This is a genomic window from Pseudomonas sp. HP_14 (genome assembly GCF_055283875.1).
This window is the reverse complement of the sequence record NZ_JBTOQI010000023.1, coordinates 1-17,848: the sequence shown is the minus strand read 5'-3', so window position 1 is coordinate 17,848 and position 17,848 is coordinate 1. Positions and strand designations below refer to the sequence as shown.

Below are 17,848 nucleotides of genomic sequence, written 5' to 3'. Positions count from 1 at the left end.
CGCAGCCTTCGGCAGCTCCTACAGAAAATGCATTTCAATCCATTAGCTTGCGTGTTGGCTACCAGCGATAACTCACCGAGCCAATCACACTTCGCTCATCGCCATACCGGCAGGTTGTGTTGCAGTACAGATATTTACGGTCCGCGAGGTTTTGCGCCTTGGCGGCCACCTCCCAGTGCTTGCCGATTTCATAACTGACCAGCGCATCGACCAAGGTGTAAGCGCCGATCTTGCCTTCGTAGTCTGTCGGCGTAGCGCGGGTCGTGCCGATGTAACGAGCGCCCGCAGCCACGCGCATTTGCGGAATACCGAATGCGCCCAGACGATAGCTCGCCCACACACTGGCGCTGTGATACGGAACACCTTCGATACGTTTGCCGACGTTAGTCGCTGCCTGATCTTCAATGACGTGCGAGTCGGTATAGGCATAACCAGCTGTGAGTGTCAGGTTTTCGGTCGCCTCGGTCTTGGCCTCCAGTTCCAGTCCCTTTGAGCGGGTTTTCCCGTACTGCACATAGGTGGCGCTGGCAGCATCGTAGCTGAGCGCATTGTCCTGAGTAAGCTGATACACAGCAGCGCTGAGCATCGTCTCGGTGTCGGGCGGCTGATAGCGCAGCCCCAACTCGTACTGTTCACCCTCAAGCGGCGCAAACGCGTTGCCAAAAGCCGGGTTGCTGACACTCGCAGGCTGGAAGGACTGGCTGTAGCTCACATAAGGAGCCAAACCGTTTTCGGCGAGGTAGACCAGGCCGATGCGCCCGGTAGCCTTCTTGTCATTACGTGACTGGCGGCTGTCATCAGCATGACTGGTGGTTCGACTCTCCGCCCAATCCTGTCGGCCACCCAGCAGCAGCACCCATTTTTCGTCGAAGGTGATCTGGTCTTGCAGGTAAACACCTGACTGGGCGCTGTGCAGATCTGAACCACTGTCTGCGGCAGTATTGGCCCCGACACCGGTATACACCGAGTTGGCCAGATTCAAGGGTGGCGCGAACTGCGCCAGCGTGCCGCTGATGTAGCGATGCGAATCATAGGTCTTGTGGTAGTAATCAACGCCGGCGAGCAGAGTGTGTTTCCAGTTTCCGCTCTCGAAGGTGTACTGCACATTGTTGTCAGTCGTCCAGCCCGTCGAACGTTCTTCTCGCTCGCTGTAACGTCGAAGCAGATTAGAGCCGACGATGGAGAACGGAATCAGATAATTCCAGTCAGTGTTCGCCTGAAAGTAACGCAGGCTGTGATTGACCTTCAGGTTCTCATTGAAGTCGTGGCTGAACAGGTAACCCAGGGTGTCCATACGGTTATTGAAATGGTCGTAGCCTGGCTCACCGGTGAATTGATCACGACCAATCTTGTAACCCGGCGTTGAGCTGTAAGTCGTCATGCGATAACTGGTGGGCGGCGCGAAACCGGTATAGGTTTCCTGATGGCTGGCCAGCACGGTCAGTGAGGTGTCCTCATCGGGACGCCAGGTGATGGCCGGAGCGATGTAACGCCGATCATCATCAACGTGGTCGACCTGGGTATCACTGTCGCGCCACAAGCCGGTCAGGCGGTAACTGAACTGGCCCTGATCGTCCAGCGGCCCACCGAGATCGAAGGTGTACTGCCGTCGATCATGGTTGCCGAATTCCACGCCAATTTCATGCACGGGGGTGTCCGTCGGGCGCTTGCTGACGGTATTGATCATGCCACCCGGTGACAGCTGACCGTAAAGCACCGAGGACGCGCCTTTGAGTACTTCGACACGTTCAAGGCCATAGGCCTCGACGCTGCCGTCGTAAGGGTTGGACTGTAATTTCATACCGTCGCGGAGGATGCCGCCAGTACCCGCGCCTACGTTGAAGCCGCGCAGCGTGTAATCATCAGCAGTGCGACTGAAGCCGCTCGGCTGACTGGTAAAACCTGGGGTGTACTTGAGGGCGTCGGAGATATTGTCACTCTTGCGTTGGTCCATTTCGGCACGTGTCACCACCGACACTGATTGCGGGGTTTCCAGCAATGACGTATCGGTTTTGGTTCCCACACTGCTGCGCCGTGCGACGTACCCCGCTTGCTCACCGTTGCTGCCATCTCCTGCAGTAGCCGCATTGATGCTGATCGCCTCCAGCGTCATGCCTTCGCTCGGTACAGGCTGCACGCTCAATGCGCCACTGGCGGTGATCTGCAAGCGCAGACCGCTACCCTGCAACGCACGCTCAACCGCCGCCGCAGCACTCATCCGGCCGCTCACGGGCGCAGAAACGCGCTGGGCAACATCAGCCGGTATGAACAAAATCTGCCGCGAACTCTGCTGGCCGATCTGAATGAGCGCGCCGGTCAATGGCCCGGCAGGTACAGAGAAGTCATACAGAGTGTCAGCAGCCTGAGCGCTCACCGAAACGGCGACCGCCAAGGTCATGAACAATGGAGTAACAAGTGATGGACGCATGGACAATGCTCAACCTCGCTGGCAAAACGGAGCGCGCAATCTGGCGCCTTTACCTGTTCTGTAGAGTGAGGTGGCGATTTGTTAAGGGCTCCTGTGATTTATTTTTCAGCAGGCGTTTCAGACCCGATCAATCCGGGTCCATAGCCCCCAGTAGTGATCAATGCGCAGTGGCAGAATATCTTTCAAGGCTGCCAGTGCCTGATCGCTGTTATCCAGATTGAATACGCCGGAAATAAGCAGCGACGCCGCAGCATCGCAAACCTGCAAAACTCCGCTTCTGTAGGGACGCAACCGGTCGACGACCTCTGCGAGGGATTGATCACTGACCTCCAAGAGCCCACGCACCCAGGCACCGGGGTCTGTCTGACTGACCGGCAATGGATGGACACCCAGCCCATCAAGACGCGCGCCCTGCCCGGCGGTCAGAACCAGCGTCTGACGCTGCGAGCGGATCTGTGCAGTGCCGGCTTTCAGCCAAAACTGCGTGTGATCCTGATACTGGCTCAGCACACACTGACCAGAGGTTAACTGCACACTGCCGTCACGGCACCCCAACTGGAAAGGCCGGTCTTGCGCTTCGATACGCGCCATGAGGCCTCCACGCAGCAAGCGCACGCTGCGCATGCTCGCGGTGAAATTCACATCGATAGCACTTTCTGCGTTCAGGGTCAGGCTGGAGCCATCGACCAGAACCAATGTCTGGCGCTGCGCATTGGCGGTCGCGACATCCGCCGTGAGCCTGTCCAGCGGCATGCCAGGCCAGGTCAACAGTCGTGCGGTCAGCGTACAGCCGCCGACGGCCAGCGCTCCACGCAGTAGATGACGACGACTCGTGCCGGCGCTCAATACCTGACGGGCACGACTGCCAGACAAATGCGAGAACGTCTGATCAAGCCGGGTACGCAGACCGTTCCATGCCGCAGCATGGGATTGATCAGCCGCAAGCCAGCGCTCAAACGCACGAAGTTCCCCCTCGGAGAATTGCCCTGAGGCCTGGCGCGCATGCCATTCGATGGCCTGTTCGAGGGCCGCAGGCAGTTCGTTCATCGTTGGACCGCACAGATGGCTTTGAGACCCTGGACCACATACTGATGGACCCGGGGTGCTGACACGCCCAACTCGGTACCGATCCGGGCGTAGGTCCAACCGTCCAGCTGGCTGTATAGAAAGGCAGCCCTGGCCTTGGAGGAAAGGCCGTTGAGCAATTGATCAACCTCCAGCAAAGCTTCCATCATCAGGTAACGTGCTTCGGCAGATGGCTCAAATAGCTCGGGTTCGGCGGCCAGCGACTCAAGATAAGCCCGCTCCAGGTCACGCCGACGCCAACTGGCGAATATCAGTCTTTTGGCAATCGTCGTCAGCAAGGCTCTGGGTTCACGAATCGCTTGCGTATCGGGCAGCGCAACCACGTGTGCAAAAGTTTCGGCAGCCATGTCTGCGGCGTCATGGCGACAGCCAATTCGCGCGCGCAGACGATCCAGCAGCCAGCCATGATGCTCGCCAAACAGGTGAACAAGCGCAGCATTACGACGTTGCAAGGTGTGGGACATCTCGATTGCCAATGAAAATCATTAACAAATGATGCAGGCTTGTAAATGGCTTGGCAATACGTTTGAAGCGGCGAATGACAGCGGATATTTGCCCAAGCCTGTTTATCTGCAATGCTGTCATTACACTCATGCTAAGCGGTACCGCTGATGACTGACGCCTTCGCCCCCTTTCAGGACCTCGCCACTTTCCTACTGCCGCACACCGTGGCCGAAAAAGTCGACGGCTCTCATGACACGTCGCACTTGCAGCGGGTGTGGAGCAACGTCTGCGCGATTCGTGATGTAGAAGGCGGCGATCCGGAAATCCTGATCGCTGCCACGTTGTTGCATGACTGCGTATCCGTGGAGAAAAACTCCCCCTTCCGGTCCAGTGCTTCACGACTGGCAGCGGCCAAGGCTACGGATCTGCTCACCGAAATGGGCTGGGGCGAAGAACGCATCGACGCCGTGGCCCATGCCGTTGAAGCGCACAGCTTTTCGGCAGCGATTACCCCAAGAACACTCGAAGCGAAAATCCTACAGGACGCTGACCGGCTCGATGCACTGGGGATGATTGGCGTAGCCCGCATGTTCTACGTTTCCGGGCGAATGGGCGGTGAGCTATACGACCCGCAGGATCCACACGCGTCGCATCGTGATTACGATGACAAGCGCTTTGCCGTGGATCACTTTCACACCAAGCTTTTCAAGCTGAGCGACGGCTTCCAGACCGCAACAGGCGCGCGATTGGCGCAAGTGCGGCACGCACGCATGAAGCGCTTTCTGGATGAACTGATGCAGGAAGTGGGTGCGCCGAAACACTCACAGCCGAACGATTCATCGGAAATTTGACGTCAATATTCGCGATGTCACAAAGACATCACAGAACTGCCCTATAACCCAGTCTCCGATGTTTCTATCGATTGGGTTTTTGCCTCAGTGAAAAAATTATTGCCTGCCATTTTGCGCCGACGCTCCGGGACCACAGTCTTGCGGCGTTTCAAGATCACTCAGCGTCTGGTGCTGTGTTTCGGCATCACCTCATTACTCACGGTAGCGTTGGGAGCGTTCTGCCTGTTCCAGATGCAGGAGATCCGCAAGCAAGGTGAAACGGTAGAAAGCGGCTCGCTGCCCAGCATCGCCATGGCCGATGCGCTGGCGATCACACTGGTCAAAATGCGCAGCGAAAGCATTCGTCTGATCGCCAATGCTGACGACCCCGGCGCGGTTGTTACCAGCAAGATCAACGTCGAAACACTGAAGAATGATGCCGAAAAAGGCTTCGCCGACTATCTCGCTCACGTAAAGGACGCCACCGAGCGAGATTCCCTTGTTGCTCTGCAGGACGCCTACAAAGCATTCATCCCCGGCCTTTATGACGAGATCGCGCTGATCGAGCAGCGCAAGATTGAAGACGCCCGCATGTTGGCCAATACCATGCTGTCCCTGCAGGGCGACCTGATGGACATGCAGGTGCAGTTATTACGCGAGCTCAACAAGCAAAGCGCGGCGACGGCGGTCGACGACGCCAGCGCCAGCTACGCCCAGACACGCATCATTGCCCTGAGCGTCATTGCCGCAGTGCTCGCCATGACCTTGCTGCTGGCCTGGCGCCTGAGTGTCAGCATCATTCGTCCGGTACGTCAGGCCTTGAAAATCGCCAGCACCATTGCCGATGGTGACTTGAGCCCGCAGACGATCCCCGAGGGCAAGGACGAAACCGCTCAGTTGTTGAACATGCTCGGCCGGATGCGCGGCAATCTGCACTCGACCATCGAGCAGATCTACGCAGCCGCGAACCAGCTTTCACAATCGGTGCAGGAGATGAGCAGCATTGCCGAGTCGGGTGCGGAAAACCTGAAAATGCAGAACAGCGAAATCGAACAGGCTGCTGTTGCCGTCAATCAAATGAGCCAGGCGGCGATGGAAGTTGCCAGCAATGCCAGCAATACGGCGACCGAATCCCTGGCCTCTAACGAAGCGGCGGCCAACGGCAAGCTTCGCCTGGCCGACACGATTGGCTCGATCAAAGAACTGACCGGCAATGTGCTGGACACTTCACACCAGGCTGAAGGGCTTGCCGAGCGGACCTTGAGCATCAGCAAGATCCTTGATGTGATCCGCGCCATCGCCAACCAGACCAACCTGCTCGCGCTCAATGCTGCCATCGAAGCCGCGCGCGCGGGTGAGGCTGGACGCGGATTTGCCGTGGTCGCCGACGAAGTTCGCTCGCTGGCACAGCGCACCAGCGCGTCGACCACAGAAATCGAGGGGCTGATCAACAGCGTGCAACAAAGTACCCAGGAAACCGCCCAGGCGCTGCGGCTGACAGCCAATCAAGCCAGCGTGACACTTGAACAGGCTGCTGCCACCGGCGAGGCACTGACGGTGATCATCAGTTCGACATCTACTATCAATGACCGCAACCTGCTGATCGCCAGTGCGGCCGAGCAACAGGCACAAGTTGCTGGTGAAGTGGACCGCAACCTCAGCAGCATTCGCGATCTGTCGACTCAAAGCGCATCAGGCGCGCACCAGACCACGGCGGCCAGCAACGCTTTGTCTGTGCTCGCAACAGATTTGAACCTGATGGTTCAGCGTTTTGTGCTCTGATTGCATCCACACATCATGCTTGGGGCAGTAAATATATTTGCTGCCCCCCGTTTATTCGTAGTGGCACATTGCTTCAATATTGAAGCGACCCGAAACCTCGGGGCAGATTGCCAAAAAGGATATGAGCATGCTGAAAGCCGCTGTATGGACTGCGACACTTGCCACCCTCACCTTCGGATCGCTGGTGCAGGCCGATGTAAACGTCAAACTGGGTAGCAGGGAGCGCGTGACCCAACTCTTCGCCTTCCCCAACAACTGCAACGTCATCTGTTATCGCAACTGGACGCTGGAACAGACCGTCGAGCATTACCTGACTCAAAGCGTTCAGCGTGATGGCTATAGCGGCAAAGTCAGCGTGACCAGCGATGGCGATGTGGTCTATGCGCAGATCAGCGGTGTACCGGACGGTTACGACAAACCCCTGACACAACTGCTGGACGCGGGTGACCTCGCCTACAGCGGCGCACAAAAACTCCTCGCCTCCGGCCCTGACAAGTGGCAGTACAACTGGTATTTGTTCCTGCCGTTGGGCATGGCCCTGGAGAATCGGAAAAGCGTCGAGCTGCTGCATTTCCCACCCGATTATTCGCTGACCCAGGCTCAGGATTATCTGAAGTCCAATACCACCGACCGCTGGGCGCAGTTGCTGTCTTATAACGGCATCCCACTGGCACAGACGCCGGCCTATCAAACCATCATCGATATCGCGCCGATTGCAGCGCCTGCTTCAGCGGGTAGTTCGCTGGAAGGTGTGTACAGCTTCTTCCAGGATTACCAGACCACGATGGTCAAACAGCTGAGTCAGACCACTGGCGGTGCATCGTTGCCGATGGTTGCGTTCGGCGCCCCGGTACGTAACTGGATCAAGCAGCAGTACTCGGCGAGCGTGCCGGTGCTGGGTTTGGCGACCATCAGCCCGACGCAGGGACAAACCGTACCCGTGCTAGGCTCCAACCATCCGAGTTACATCTGGTACGCAGCTGACAAATCCAACTATGGCGGCGACGAAGCCAAGGCAGATGCGGCCGGTCTGGCGGTCATGGGGCAGGATTTGAGTGCGGCCTGCTGGCAGGCTGGTATGGGCCAGAAGCCGGGTGCGGATCCAAAGGCGACGCTGAACAGTTGCACACAGAACTGGCAGGTGACCAATAAAATCAAAACCTGTGTGCTGTTCTACACCGACGTGCGCAAGCTGAGCCAGGCCGACGCCGACGCCAAGTGCACATCAGGCACGGTATCGCGCTCGCTGAAACAGTTGCAGAAGCCGCTGACAGCGCCAGCGGTTCATCCGTATATGTAAATCACGCGCGGTGCCGCAGACACCAGACACCACGCTGACTCACAAAAACACGGATCTGTAGGAGCTCGCGAGCAACGCGAGGCAGCGATTGCGGCGTGTCAGATACACCGCGATCGCTGGCCTCGTAACCTCGGTGAGCTCCTAAAGGGCCGGTTTATGTCCAGACGCTACTTACTCCCCCAACGGACGCAAACGATACTGCGGCGGCAGTTGTTCGAAGCCGCTGATCGTCGCGTTCAGGCTTTTCCAGCGGCCGTCCTTGATGCCGTAGATACAACCATGGATCGAAAGGCTCTGCCCGCGATGCCAGGCATTTTGCACAATGCTGGTATGGCCGACGTTCGCCACTTGCTGGATGACGTTCAGCTCGCACATGCGGTCAACGCGCTCTTCCTCGGTAGGCAGCTTGGCGAGGGTTTCGCGATTTTCGTAGTACAGGTCGCGAATCGAACGTAACCAGCCATCAATCAGACCCAACTGGCGGTCCTGCATGGAAGCCCTTACGCCACCGCAACCGTAGTGGCCGGTCACCAGGATGTGTTTGACCTTCAGCACGTCGACTGCGTACTGGATCACTGAAAGGCAATTGAGATCGGTGTGCAGCACGACGTTGGCGACGTTGCGATGCACGAACAGATCACCCGGCAACATGCCGACGATCTCGTTAGCGGGTACACGGGCGTCCGAGCAACCTATCCATAGGAATTCCGGGGTCTGCTGGCGTGCCAGCTTGGCAAAAAACTCAGGATCTTCCTTGGTGATCGCGTCTGCCCAACGTTCGTTGTTGTCGATCAGGTCTTGTAGCTCGTTCATGTGTCATACCTCGAGGATGTGCCAGCTTATGACTGGGGCTCGGCAATCCGGGTCACTACTCATTTCAGCCTCCGCTCGTGCAAGCAAAAGGAATCTTCAGGATAGGTGCCGGTCCACCTTTCACGCCCCTGAATAACGAGGATTCGCCATGAATGATTCCCGCCGCCCTTACGGTGCAACCCAACCCGAGCCAATTGACGATAACGAAGATCGAATGGGCTCCATGCGTGAGCTGAACTTCGACGACAAAGGCGACGATGCACGCATCGGTGACTTGGTCCCTGAAGATGAGCTTAGCCACGAGATTCCGGAGCAGCGCGTACGCGAAGCAGGCTTAACCGGCGCTTCGACCCCGGATCACCACCCGACTGACGATGACCTGGACCCTGAAATCCTGATCCGTGAAGACGGTGCACGCTCGGGCGACGAAGAAGGCGAAGACAGTCCAGCCGATTTCAATCTCACGGTAGTGGATGAAGATGACATTGGTGGGGGGGATGGTCTGGATGAGGCCGAGCTGGGTCGGCTGGATCCGCTGGATGGCAAGCCTGAGAAGCGCGAGTAACCTCAGGCGCCCAAAACTCGCAGGACTGGCCAGACGGCGCTGCGCTTTAGCCGGTCCTACGACATGCCGCCATATCCGTGGGAGCGAATTCATTCGCGAAGAGGCCAGTATATCCGCAGTCTATGTGTAGCTCGGAATACCGCCCTCCCGAATAAATTCGGTCCTACCGGGAAATGCGCATGGTCGGGAGTGCGGATTACTCAAACAACGTACACGCCATGACCAGCGCATCTTCGCGGCCGCCTGCGACCGGGTAGTAATCACGGCGGCGGCCGATTTCGTTGAAGCCGAAGCGCTCGTAGAGGCGGTAGGCCGCGCGGTTGCTGTCACGCAGTTCGAGGAAGCATTCCCGGGCGTTCAACTGGTAAGCCCGTGACATCAAGTGTTCGAGTAAACGCAGTCCAAGACCGCGGCCCTGGCTTTCAGGTTTGACGGTAATGTTGAGCAGGTGGGCTTCATCGATGATGACCTGCACCACGCCGTGACCGACTTGCTGGTTACCTTCGAACATCAGCCATATTTCGTAAGACTTGAGGCCGTCGAGAAAGATGCCGCGTGTCCATGGATGGCTGAACGCTGCGTATTCAATCTTCAGTACAGCGTCCAGATCCGCCTCGGTCATCGGGCGGAAGCTTATTGCGTCACTCATCTATCGGTTTCCAGCGCGCCATCAGCCGACGCATGGCTTTCCAGACATCGGCCTTGCGTTGCGGCTCGTCCATCAGTAATTCAAGACCCGGCAACGCCCAGGCAGAACCCAGGCCTTCAACCTCGAGTTCACTGTTATACGCCTCGGCATTGGCCTCCCCGGCAAAGCGCACCGACGGCAGGCCGACCAGCCACAAGCAGGCACAGGGTGCCTCTTCCAGCCGGGCTGAGACAAAGCCCTGCACGAAATCACGCGCCGCTTCAGGCCCCTGATCCATCTGGCCACGGCTCAGCAACGGCCAGCGTACCGGCTCGCCAATGATCTGTGGGCTGTCCGGCAGACCGGCGGCACGCAGCATGTCCTTAAGCAGCAGATAAGCCGGGTCACGACTCTGGAAAGGCTGACCTGTGGACAACTCCACCAACAACAGGCAACGCCCGGCGCGTAACAGTTGCAGTGAAAAACGCGGTGGCGGCGTGACCACAGCCTTGACCGGTGCTGGAGCAGCCTCGTCCTCGGTGACGGCAGGTTTGCGAGCAGCAGCCTGAGCAGGTTTTGGCACTTCGATCTTCGGCCGTACAACCGGAGCCGGGCTAGCCGCAACCGGAGTCGCCACCTGATTGACCGCAGCTTCAGGCACCGCGATATCCACCACCGGTTCAACCTGTGGCGCAAGCGGTGCCAGCAGCTCCGGACGTGACGGAGCCGCAAAAGGCAGTTCGGTGCGCGGCAGCCAATTGACCACCTGCATGGCGGTCAAATAAGCGCGGCGGCGGGACTCGTTGAGCAAAGGTCAGCCACCTGTGGATAAGTTAGGACGGCGATTCTACAACTCTTCGCCAATTCCCGCCGCAGTTGATCGCCCGGAGATGAAATTTGAGGCGTGCGATGCAGTACAATCGCCGCTTTTATTTACCTACAGTCGGCCTTCCAATGATCGAACCCAAGCGCGTCTTGCGCGCCCTTGCCGAACACTGGGCGCTTCTTGAGCCACTGTGCGAACATTTCGACCAGGGTACTTTGAGCCTGAGCGAATTGCGCTTGCAGCTGGCCGCACAGCAACTGGACAGCACCCCGCAGGACATCACCAACCTGCTGGATGTGTGGATTCGCCTGGATATCCTCGTACCGGTGGCGAAAAGCCCCAACCGTTTTGAACTCAATGCGCAGATTCATGACTTCCTGTCCTATCTGCGCCGTGAACACCGTTTGGGCCTGTGCCTGGAAATCGAAGCCTATCTGCGCCATCTGGAGCGGCTGGCTGGCTATATTCAGGACGCCTTTGATATCCGCGACGCCAACGACCTCGCCCGGCAACTGCGTTTGCTGGACATGCGTGTGCGCGACGTCCTGAAAAAGCTCGCCAACGACGAACAGGCACTGGTGGGCGTTGCTGACCGGGCCAAGACCAGCGATCGGCAGATTCCGTTGCGTCAGCGTTATGCAGAAGTGCTGGCCACTTGGGACGAATACGTCGAGCCGATGATTCAGTTGGTGAACGCTGACGGCGCTTTCGAACAAGGCGTGCGCAAGGTCGAGAACGTGCTGTTGCGCTTGCTGACTGAACAGCAACGCCTGGGCCAACTGGTAGACGACGACATGCTGCTGCGCACTCACGCGCGCATTCTCGAAATGCAGACCAGCGCTCAGTTAACGCTGCGTCATGCCCGCGAACTGTTGCTGCCGCTGCGCGAAGAAGCCCGCCGTCACAACGCAGTCACCCGTGGCGCGGCGCTGGCCTTGTCGGCGATTCGCCGTAAAGGCATCGATGCTGTGCCGCAAGCAGCGATGCCGATGTTCACCCGTCCGCAGAGCACCTTTCTCGGCAGCGCAAGCCAGGTCGAGGCCTACGTTTATGCACTGGCCCGCTTCGAACCAAAACCGGCGAAGTTTCCCAAGGCCGGTGGCGGCAAACGCAAAGGTGATTCACCGCAAGCGCCGCGCACGGTCAAGGAAATGCTCGAACGTTGCGAAGACGCCCTGCCAATGCCGGACCTGATGGTCTGGCTGCTGGAACAGGAACCGACGGGCGCTACCGACGAATTGCTCTACTGGTTCTCGCGCCTGTCCCGCGAGAAACGCTTTACCCGCGAACGCCTGGAGCGTCGTGACTACTTTACCCAGGAGCATCAGGTCAGCCTGCGCTCCTTCGCCCTGCTCTCCAGCAGTGATGAGCAAACGGGGAACCCAGCCAATGCATCTTGATCTCTCAGAAATGTCCCAGCTCGCGCCGATCTTCCGCGAGCTGTTCAAAGGTTTCCACATCAGCCGCCGCGACCCGGAGCTGTACGCGCAATTGTCCAACGCACAGGATCAATACCGGACGCTGTTCAAGGCGCTGGGGTTCGAACTGGTCTGCGATACACGCGGCTTCTATTACTTCGTCCCGGACCAGGCCGCTGCGCAGGTCAACAAGACCGCACAACGTCTGGCGCTGTTCACCTTCATTCTGGTTGAACACCTTGCCGATCAGGGTCGTGATCCGGTAGCCGTGCTGGATGGCGGCAGCCTTGGCCGTGATGAATTGCCATCGATGCTGGAGAAGTACCGCGATCTGTTTTTGCAGGCCGAAGTGCAAACCCAGGACGAGCTGGAAGAGAAAATCATGCGCCGCATGACCCAACTGGGTTTCGCCGCTGAAGAAACCGGTATCTACCGCTTCCTGCCGCCGATGCACCGCTTCCTCGACGTTTGTCTCTCGGTACAACAGGACCGCGATCTGGCCGCCAGCCTTCACAGCGTGCTGCCATTGCCAGTGCCAGTCCTGATCGACGAAGACAGCGATGAAAAGCTGCTGCAAACCGATGACCCACTGGACCTCGCCGAATTCGAAGACGTGGAAGAAACCGAAGAGCAGGCTCTGGCCCGCGCGATCGCTGACGAGCAACAGGAGATGGATGCATGAGCCAGGAACGCTACGGCATCCGCCGCTTTGCCCTGCTGAACACCGCCGGTTACAGCCTTGGGCTGTTCCCGCTGGAGCACCCGTTGTCGGTGTACGGGGCCAACAACCTCGGCAAGAGCGCCTCGATCAACGCACTGCAGTTCCCGATTCTGGCGCGCATGTCGGACATGAGCTTCGGCAAGTACAGCCTGGAGCAATCGCGCAAGTTCTACTTCGCCTCGGACACCAGTTACATTCTGGTTGAAGTTTCCCTGCCCCACGGTCCACACGTCATTGGTGTGGTCGGACGTGGCCCGGGTGGCGGTTTCGGTCACCAGTTCTTTGCCTATGCGGGCAAACTGGATCTGGGCCATTACCAGAAGAACGACACCTGCCTGCGTCAGAAAGAGCTGTTCAGCAACCTGGAAAGCCAGGGCCTGAAAGCTTACGAACTCAAGCCTGACGAACTGCGTCGTTTGCTGGTGGGCGGACACACGTCGATTCCATTGGACCTGACGCTTATTCCGCTGCGCTCCACCAGTGAACAGAGCCTGAAGACGTTCCGGGCGCTGTTCATCAACTTGCTGCACATGCGCGAAATCACCGCCGCCAAGCTCAAGCAGCTGTTCCTCGATGCTTTTGAACACAGCCTGCGTTCCGGCAGCGTGGATTACATCGCTGCATGTGAAGAGGCTTTCCGCGACGTGCGCCGCATGGAGCAGGACTACAACTCGCTGGTCAAGGCGGGCCCGTTGGTCGAAGCCCTGGCTGCTGGCGTCGCTCAGCGTGATCTGTTGCGCGGCAAGCTGCATCGCCTGTCACCCCTGCTCGACTCGTTGCTCGGCACCTGGCTGGACTATTCCAGCGCACGCAAGGAAGAGCTGGTCATCCAGGCCGAGCATTACCGCAGCCAGCAGGACGAACTGCAGAACGATCAGCGTGGTGGCACTCAGGAGCTGATGCGTCTGGAGCGTGAAATCAGCAGTATTCAACGCTGGATCGGCGAGCTTGCGGTCCTCAAGAATCGCTTCGCGCTGGTCGACGACGCCAAAGTGCTGGAACAACAGTTGCTGGCCGCCAAGGATGCTCACGACGAACTGGCCGGTGCTTTGGCGCAATCGCGTCAGTTCAGTGCCGAGGATCTTGACGAGCGTCTGCGCGATCTGGAAAAACGCCTGAAGTCGGTGAAGCAGCAACTCGATCACGCGGACAACAACAGCTATGCGCGTCTGCGCGAAGAGTTCTCGCAGCCTGATGTAGAACGCTTGATGCGCCTGTTCAACAGCGCCCTGTTCAGCTTGCCACTGGGTGAGCAAGGCATTGCGCTGGATGATGGCGACGCGTGGGTCAAATCCCTTGAGGCCATCCTCGATAGCTTCAAAGGCGACCAGTTCCAGGTGCCGGGTCTGTCGATCAACCTGACCAACATCGAGCCGCCTGCCCTGCAGGCGCTGGCAGACCGTGCCGCGTTGCGTGATCAGAAAGAACGTCTTGAGAAAGAGCTGAAACAGCTCAAGACCCAACAGGCCGTAGCCTCTGACCGCGCAGCGAGCAAGACTCAGACTGAAGCCTTGTATCAGCAGGTGCTGGACGCACAGAAAGCACTGGAAGACTTCCGTCGTTGCCAGACCCTGAGCGCTGAAGAGTCAGAGAAGCACGAGCAACTGGCACAGATGGAAGCTGCGCAGGATGAACTGAAGCGCTCCAGTGATGCGTTCACCGAGCGAGTCCAGCAACTGTCGGCCAAGCTGCAACTGGTCGCGCGCCAGATTGGCGACCTTGAGTCCAAGCAACGCACACTGGATGACGCACTGCGTCGTCGTCAGTTGCTGCCCGCCGACCTGCCGTTCGGTACGCCTTACATGGATCCGGTGGATGACTCGCTGGATAACCTCTTGCCACTGCTCAATGACTATCAGGACAGCTGGCAAGGTTTGTTGCGCAGCGACGGGCAGATCGAAGCGTTGTATGCGCAAGTGCGCCTGAAAGGTGTAGCCAAGTTCGACAGCGAAGAAGACGTCGAGCGTCGTCTGCAACTGCTGATCAATGCTTACGCACACCGTACAGACGAAGCACTGACTCTGGGCAAAGCGCGCAGGGCAGCCGTGACCGACATTGCGCGAACGTTGCGTAACATCCGTAGCGACTACGACAGCCTTGAACACCAACTGGCCCTGTTCAACCGTGAGATCAACAAGCGTCAGGTTTCCAACCTGGCCAGCTTCCGCATCGTGCTTGCTCCTAACAAAGAAGCGCTCAAACACATTGACCAGATCATCCATAGTGCTGGCCAGTACGAAGAAGGCGAAACGCTGTCGGTGTTTGACCTTAGCCAGAGTGCCGAGCAGGACAATAAGAACGAAGAGGCCAAGGAATACCTGGCTCGCCTGGTTGCAGCGAATCACAACCAGTTGGGTCTGAAAGATCTGTTCGAATTGGCCTTCGAGATCACCAAGGTCAATGGCCAGCCAGTGATCCATACCGACATCGACGGTGCCGCTTCAAACGGCACCACGATGACCATCAAAGCGCTGACCAATATGTACCTGTTGCTGCACTTGATGGATCGCGATCAGGCCGGTCGTGTGCGCCTGCCTTACTACCTGGACGAAGCAGCAGACATCGACGAGAAGAACCAGGCAGCGCTGCTGGAAACGAGTCTGCAACTGGGCTTTGTACCGATTCTGGCGAGCGTGAAGCCGCAAGTATCGGCACACGTGGCGATCGACCTGGAGGGCGGCAGTGGGCCTAACGGCATCTACATTGATGAGGCGGACTGGAAGTACATCCGTCGCCGTGATGAGGTGAAGGCGACTGTTTCTGAAGTCGCTGAGGAAGCGGCTGAATAAGCTGAGTCCGCATGAACAAAAAGGCCGCATGAGAATGCGGCCTTTTTTGTGGGCGTTTCGTGGTTCGGCGTTTGTTAAATCTTGAACTTGCCCACCATCTGATTCAACTCAACCGCCAGACGCGACAGCTCCTGACTGGCAGCATTGGTCTGATGAGCACCGTCGGCTGACTGCAGCGACAGATCACGAATGTTAACCAGGTTGCGATCCACTTCGCGGGACACTTGCGCCTGCTCTTCTGCAGCGCTGGCAATAACCAGGTTACGGTCGGAAATTTCACCCACGCTGCGGGTGATTTCCTCAAGAGCATCACCAGCGCTGCGAGCCACCTCCAGAGTGCTTTGAGCGCGGCTGCTGCTGTTCTGCATAGAAGCAACAGCCTTGCTGCTCCCTTGCTGGATGCCGCTGACCATCACTTCAATTTCTTGCGTGGACTGCTGGGTGCGATGGGCAAGCGCCCGGACTTCGTCAGCAACCACAGCAAAACCGCGTCCGGCTTCCCCAGCGCGAGCCGCTTCGATGGCTGCGTTGAGAGCCAACAGATTGGTCTGTTCAGCGATGGCGCGGATCACGTCCAGAACCTTACCGATATCTTGAGTCTGGTCAGCCAGGCTACGGATCTGCTCGGAAGTCACTTCGACGTCGCTAGTCATTTGCTGGATGGCGTTGACCGTTTCCTGAACACGCTGGCGACCTTGCATGGCCGAGGTGCTGGACTGTTGCGAAGCAGTCGACGTGTTGACGGCGTTGCTGGCGACTTCCTCGACGGCGGCAGTCATCTCATTGACGGCAGTGGCGGCTTGTTCGATTTCGTTATTTTGCTGCTGCAGCGATCGCGAACCTTCCTCGGTCACCGCATTGAGCTCTTCAGCCGCTGAGGCGACTTGAGTTGCCGAGCCGGAAATTCTTTGCAGCGTATCGCGCAGGTTGATCTGCATGGTTTGCAGTGCTTGCTGCAGGCGGGTGACTTCATCACGACCATTCACCTGAGCCGTTGTAGTCAGATCGCCACGCGCCACGTCTTCAGCGGCACGCACGGCCTCGCTGAGAGGACGAACGATGCTACGAGTCAGGATCACGGCCAACAGAACGGTCAGTGCAGCGGTCAACACCAGAACAGCAATGATGATGTTACGTGCACTGGTGTATTCACTCGCAGAGTCCGCAACGGCAGCGTCCGCGCCCTTGCCGTTAATCTCCAGCAGCCCCTCTACCAGAGGCGCCATCTGGTCTGAATACTTCTTGAGTTCACCGCTGATCAAACCTGGAATTTCAGCGTCACGTTTGGCCAGTGACGCTTGGCGCAGCTTGTCTTGAGCCACCAGATAGCTAGCCAATGCTTCCTTGAACTGCTGGAACTTGGCGCTCTCCTCGGGACTACGAACCAATGGCGCATAAGCAGCGACGATGTTGTTGGCCTTCTTGGTCAACACCTCAAGACGGGCCTCAGCCTTATCGATGTCCGCCTGGGTGCGGTTAACCATGATCAGGTAGGACATGGTACGGAATCGCGACGTGGTGTCTGCCAACTCACCCAGAAGTCGAGTGGACTTCAACCAACCGCCACCGAGATCAGTGGTGTTTTTGTTGAGCCCGGACATTTTGTCGAGGCTCATGACACCGAGGAACAGAACGAATAGAGCCATGAGGGAGAAGCAGAGAGCGGCGCGAAGGGCAATTCCGAGATTACGCAGTGTCATACGGCTGAACTCAAAGAGTGATGTTAGCTAGCTATCGGCTGCGATGCGGGAAGATGAAGGTGTGTCCGTATGTTTCATTTAACAGTACACAGGTAGGAGCGAACTTGTTCGCGAAGGGGCCCGTACATCCGCAGCTTGTGTATCGCCTGACATTCAGCCTTCCCGAATGAATTCGGTCCTACCGAGGTGGGCGCATGGACGGTAGGAGCGAACTTGTTCGCGAGGGGTGCGGTACAGCCGCAGCTTGTGTATTGCCTGACATTCAGCCTTCCCGAATGAATTCGGTCCAACCCGATAGGGTGAACCGGTAGGAGCTGCCGAAAGCTGCGAGGCGGTGTGTCAGGCTAGAAGCGTGGGCGTCCATCGCGGGCAAGCGCGCTCCCACCGCTAATTCTTTTTTCTTCGCGCATAAACAAAACCCCTGAACGCGTAAGCGATCAGGGGTTCTGGAATTTAATCTTGACGATGACCTACTCTCACATGGGGAAACCCCACACTACCATCGGCGATACATCGTT

14 protein-coding genes and 1 pseudogene are annotated in these 17,848 nt (G+C 58.0%); 7 read left to right on the top strand and 8 right to left on the bottom strand.

Features of this window, described 5'->3' with window-relative positions:
• Positions 1–58: 58 nt before the first annotated feature.
• From ACYASS_RS16570 to ACYASS_RS16560, 3 genes are all read right to left on the bottom strand, one after another.
• The gene (locus ACYASS_RS16570; RefSeq protein ID WP_463586915.1) at positions 59–2,428 is read right to left on the bottom strand and encodes a TonB-dependent siderophore receptor; all 2,370 of its coding nucleotides are present in this window, start codon (positions 2,426–2,428) and stop codon (positions 59–61) included.
• Positions 2,429–2,545: 117 nt separating this feature from the next.
• Positions 2,546–3,475, bottom strand: a complete 930-nt coding sequence (locus ACYASS_RS16565; RefSeq protein ID WP_463586914.1) for a FecR domain-containing protein — start codon at positions 3,473–3,475, stop codon at positions 2,546–2,548.
• Positions 3,472–3,978: a sigma-70 family RNA polymerase sigma factor gene (locus ACYASS_RS16560; RefSeq protein ID WP_463586913.1), complete on the bottom strand. Its 507-nt coding sequence runs from the start codon at positions 3,976–3,978 to the stop codon at positions 3,472–3,474. The genes ACYASS_RS16565 and ACYASS_RS16560 overlap by 4 nt, the downstream gene beginning before the upstream one ends.
• Before the next feature lie 147 nt (positions 3,979–4,125).
• Between ACYASS_RS16560 and ACYASS_RS16555 the strand changes: the two genes are divergently transcribed.
• From ACYASS_RS16555 to ACYASS_RS16545, 3 genes are all read left to right on the top strand, one after another.
• Positions 4,126–4,809, top strand: coding sequence for an HD domain-containing protein (locus ACYASS_RS16555; protein ID WP_463586912.1), 684 nt, complete (start codon positions 4,126–4,128; stop codon positions 4,807–4,809).
• A gap of 87 nt (positions 4,810–4,896) precedes the next feature.
• The gene (locus ACYASS_RS16550) at positions 4,897–6,570 is read left to right on the top strand and encodes a methyl-accepting chemotaxis protein (RefSeq protein WP_463586911.1); all 1,674 of its coding nucleotides are present in this window, start codon (positions 4,897–4,899) and stop codon (positions 6,568–6,570) included.
• A 127-nt stretch (positions 6,571–6,697) separates the two neighbouring features.
• On the top strand, positions 6,698–7,870 hold the full coding sequence (locus ACYASS_RS16545; RefSeq protein WP_463586910.1) for a hypothetical protein: 1,173 nt from the start codon (positions 6,698–6,700) through the stop codon (positions 7,868–7,870).
• 171 nt (positions 7,871–8,041) lie between these two features.
• Here ACYASS_RS16545 and can read toward each other — a convergent pair whose 3' ends face one another.
• On the bottom strand, positions 8,042–8,683 hold the full coding sequence (gene can, locus ACYASS_RS16540) for a carbonate dehydratase (protein WP_122663212.1): 642 nt from the start codon (positions 8,681–8,683) through the stop codon (positions 8,042–8,044).
• A 148-nt stretch (positions 8,684–8,831) separates the two neighbouring features.
• Between can and ACYASS_RS16535 the strand changes: the two genes are divergently transcribed.
• Positions 8,832–9,248, top strand: a complete 417-nt coding sequence (locus tag ACYASS_RS16535; RefSeq protein ID WP_463586909.1) for a serine kinase/phosphatase — start codon at positions 8,832–8,834, stop codon at positions 9,246–9,248.
• Between the two features lie 196 nt (positions 9,249–9,444).
• On the opposite strand, the gene rimI is transcribed toward ACYASS_RS16535, so the two are convergent.
• Together rimI and ACYASS_RS16525 are read right to left on the bottom strand one after the other, a co-directional pair.
• On the bottom strand, positions 9,445–9,897 hold the full coding sequence (gene rimI, locus ACYASS_RS16530; RefSeq protein WP_243247981.1) for a ribosomal protein S18-alanine N-acetyltransferase: 453 nt from the start codon (positions 9,895–9,897) through the stop codon (positions 9,445–9,447).
• Positions 9,890–10,687 (bottom strand): energy transducer TonB, encoded by a 798-nt coding sequence (locus ACYASS_RS16525; RefSeq protein WP_463586908.1) that lies wholly within the window; start codon positions 10,685–10,687, stop codon positions 9,890–9,892. The genes rimI and ACYASS_RS16525 overlap by 8 nt, the downstream gene beginning before the upstream one ends.
• Positions 10,688–10,830: 143 nt before the next feature.
• Between ACYASS_RS16525 and mksB the strand changes: the two genes are divergently transcribed.
• From mksB to mksF, 3 genes are read left to right on the top strand one after another with little or no spacing between them, the layout of a single operon-like run.
• Positions 10,831–12,102, top strand: a complete 1,272-nt coding sequence (gene mksB, locus ACYASS_RS16520) for an Mks condensin complex protein MksB (protein WP_122663290.1) — start codon at positions 10,831–10,833, stop codon at positions 12,100–12,102.
• Complete coding sequence (gene mksE / locus ACYASS_RS16515) at positions 12,092–12,802, top strand: Mks condensin complex protein MksE (protein WP_027900171.1); 711 nt, start codon at positions 12,092–12,094, stop codon at positions 12,800–12,802. Before mksB ends, mksE begins: the two co-directional genes overlap by 11 nt.
• Entirely contained in the window at positions 12,799–15,630 is a 2,832-nt protein-coding gene (gene mksF / locus ACYASS_RS16510) for an Mks condensin complex protein MksF (protein ID WP_463586907.1), read from the top strand. Before mksE ends, mksF begins: the two co-directional genes overlap by 4 nt.
• A gap of 74 nt (positions 15,631–15,704) precedes the next feature.
• Here mksF and ACYASS_RS16505 read toward each other — a convergent pair whose 3' ends face one another.
• Together ACYASS_RS16505 and ACYASS_RS16500 are read right to left on the bottom strand one after the other, a co-directional pair.
• Complete coding sequence (locus ACYASS_RS16505; RefSeq protein WP_422765553.1) at positions 15,705–16,568, bottom strand: methyl-accepting chemotaxis protein; 864 nt, start codon at positions 16,566–16,568, stop codon at positions 15,705–15,707.
• A pseudogene (locus ACYASS_RS16500) lies at positions 16,560–17,330 on the bottom strand (MCP four helix bundle domain-containing protein); the annotation flags it as partial. The pseudogene ACYASS_RS16500 and the gene ACYASS_RS16505, both read right to left, overlap by 9 nt.
• Positions 17,331–17,848: the final 518 nt, after the last annotated feature.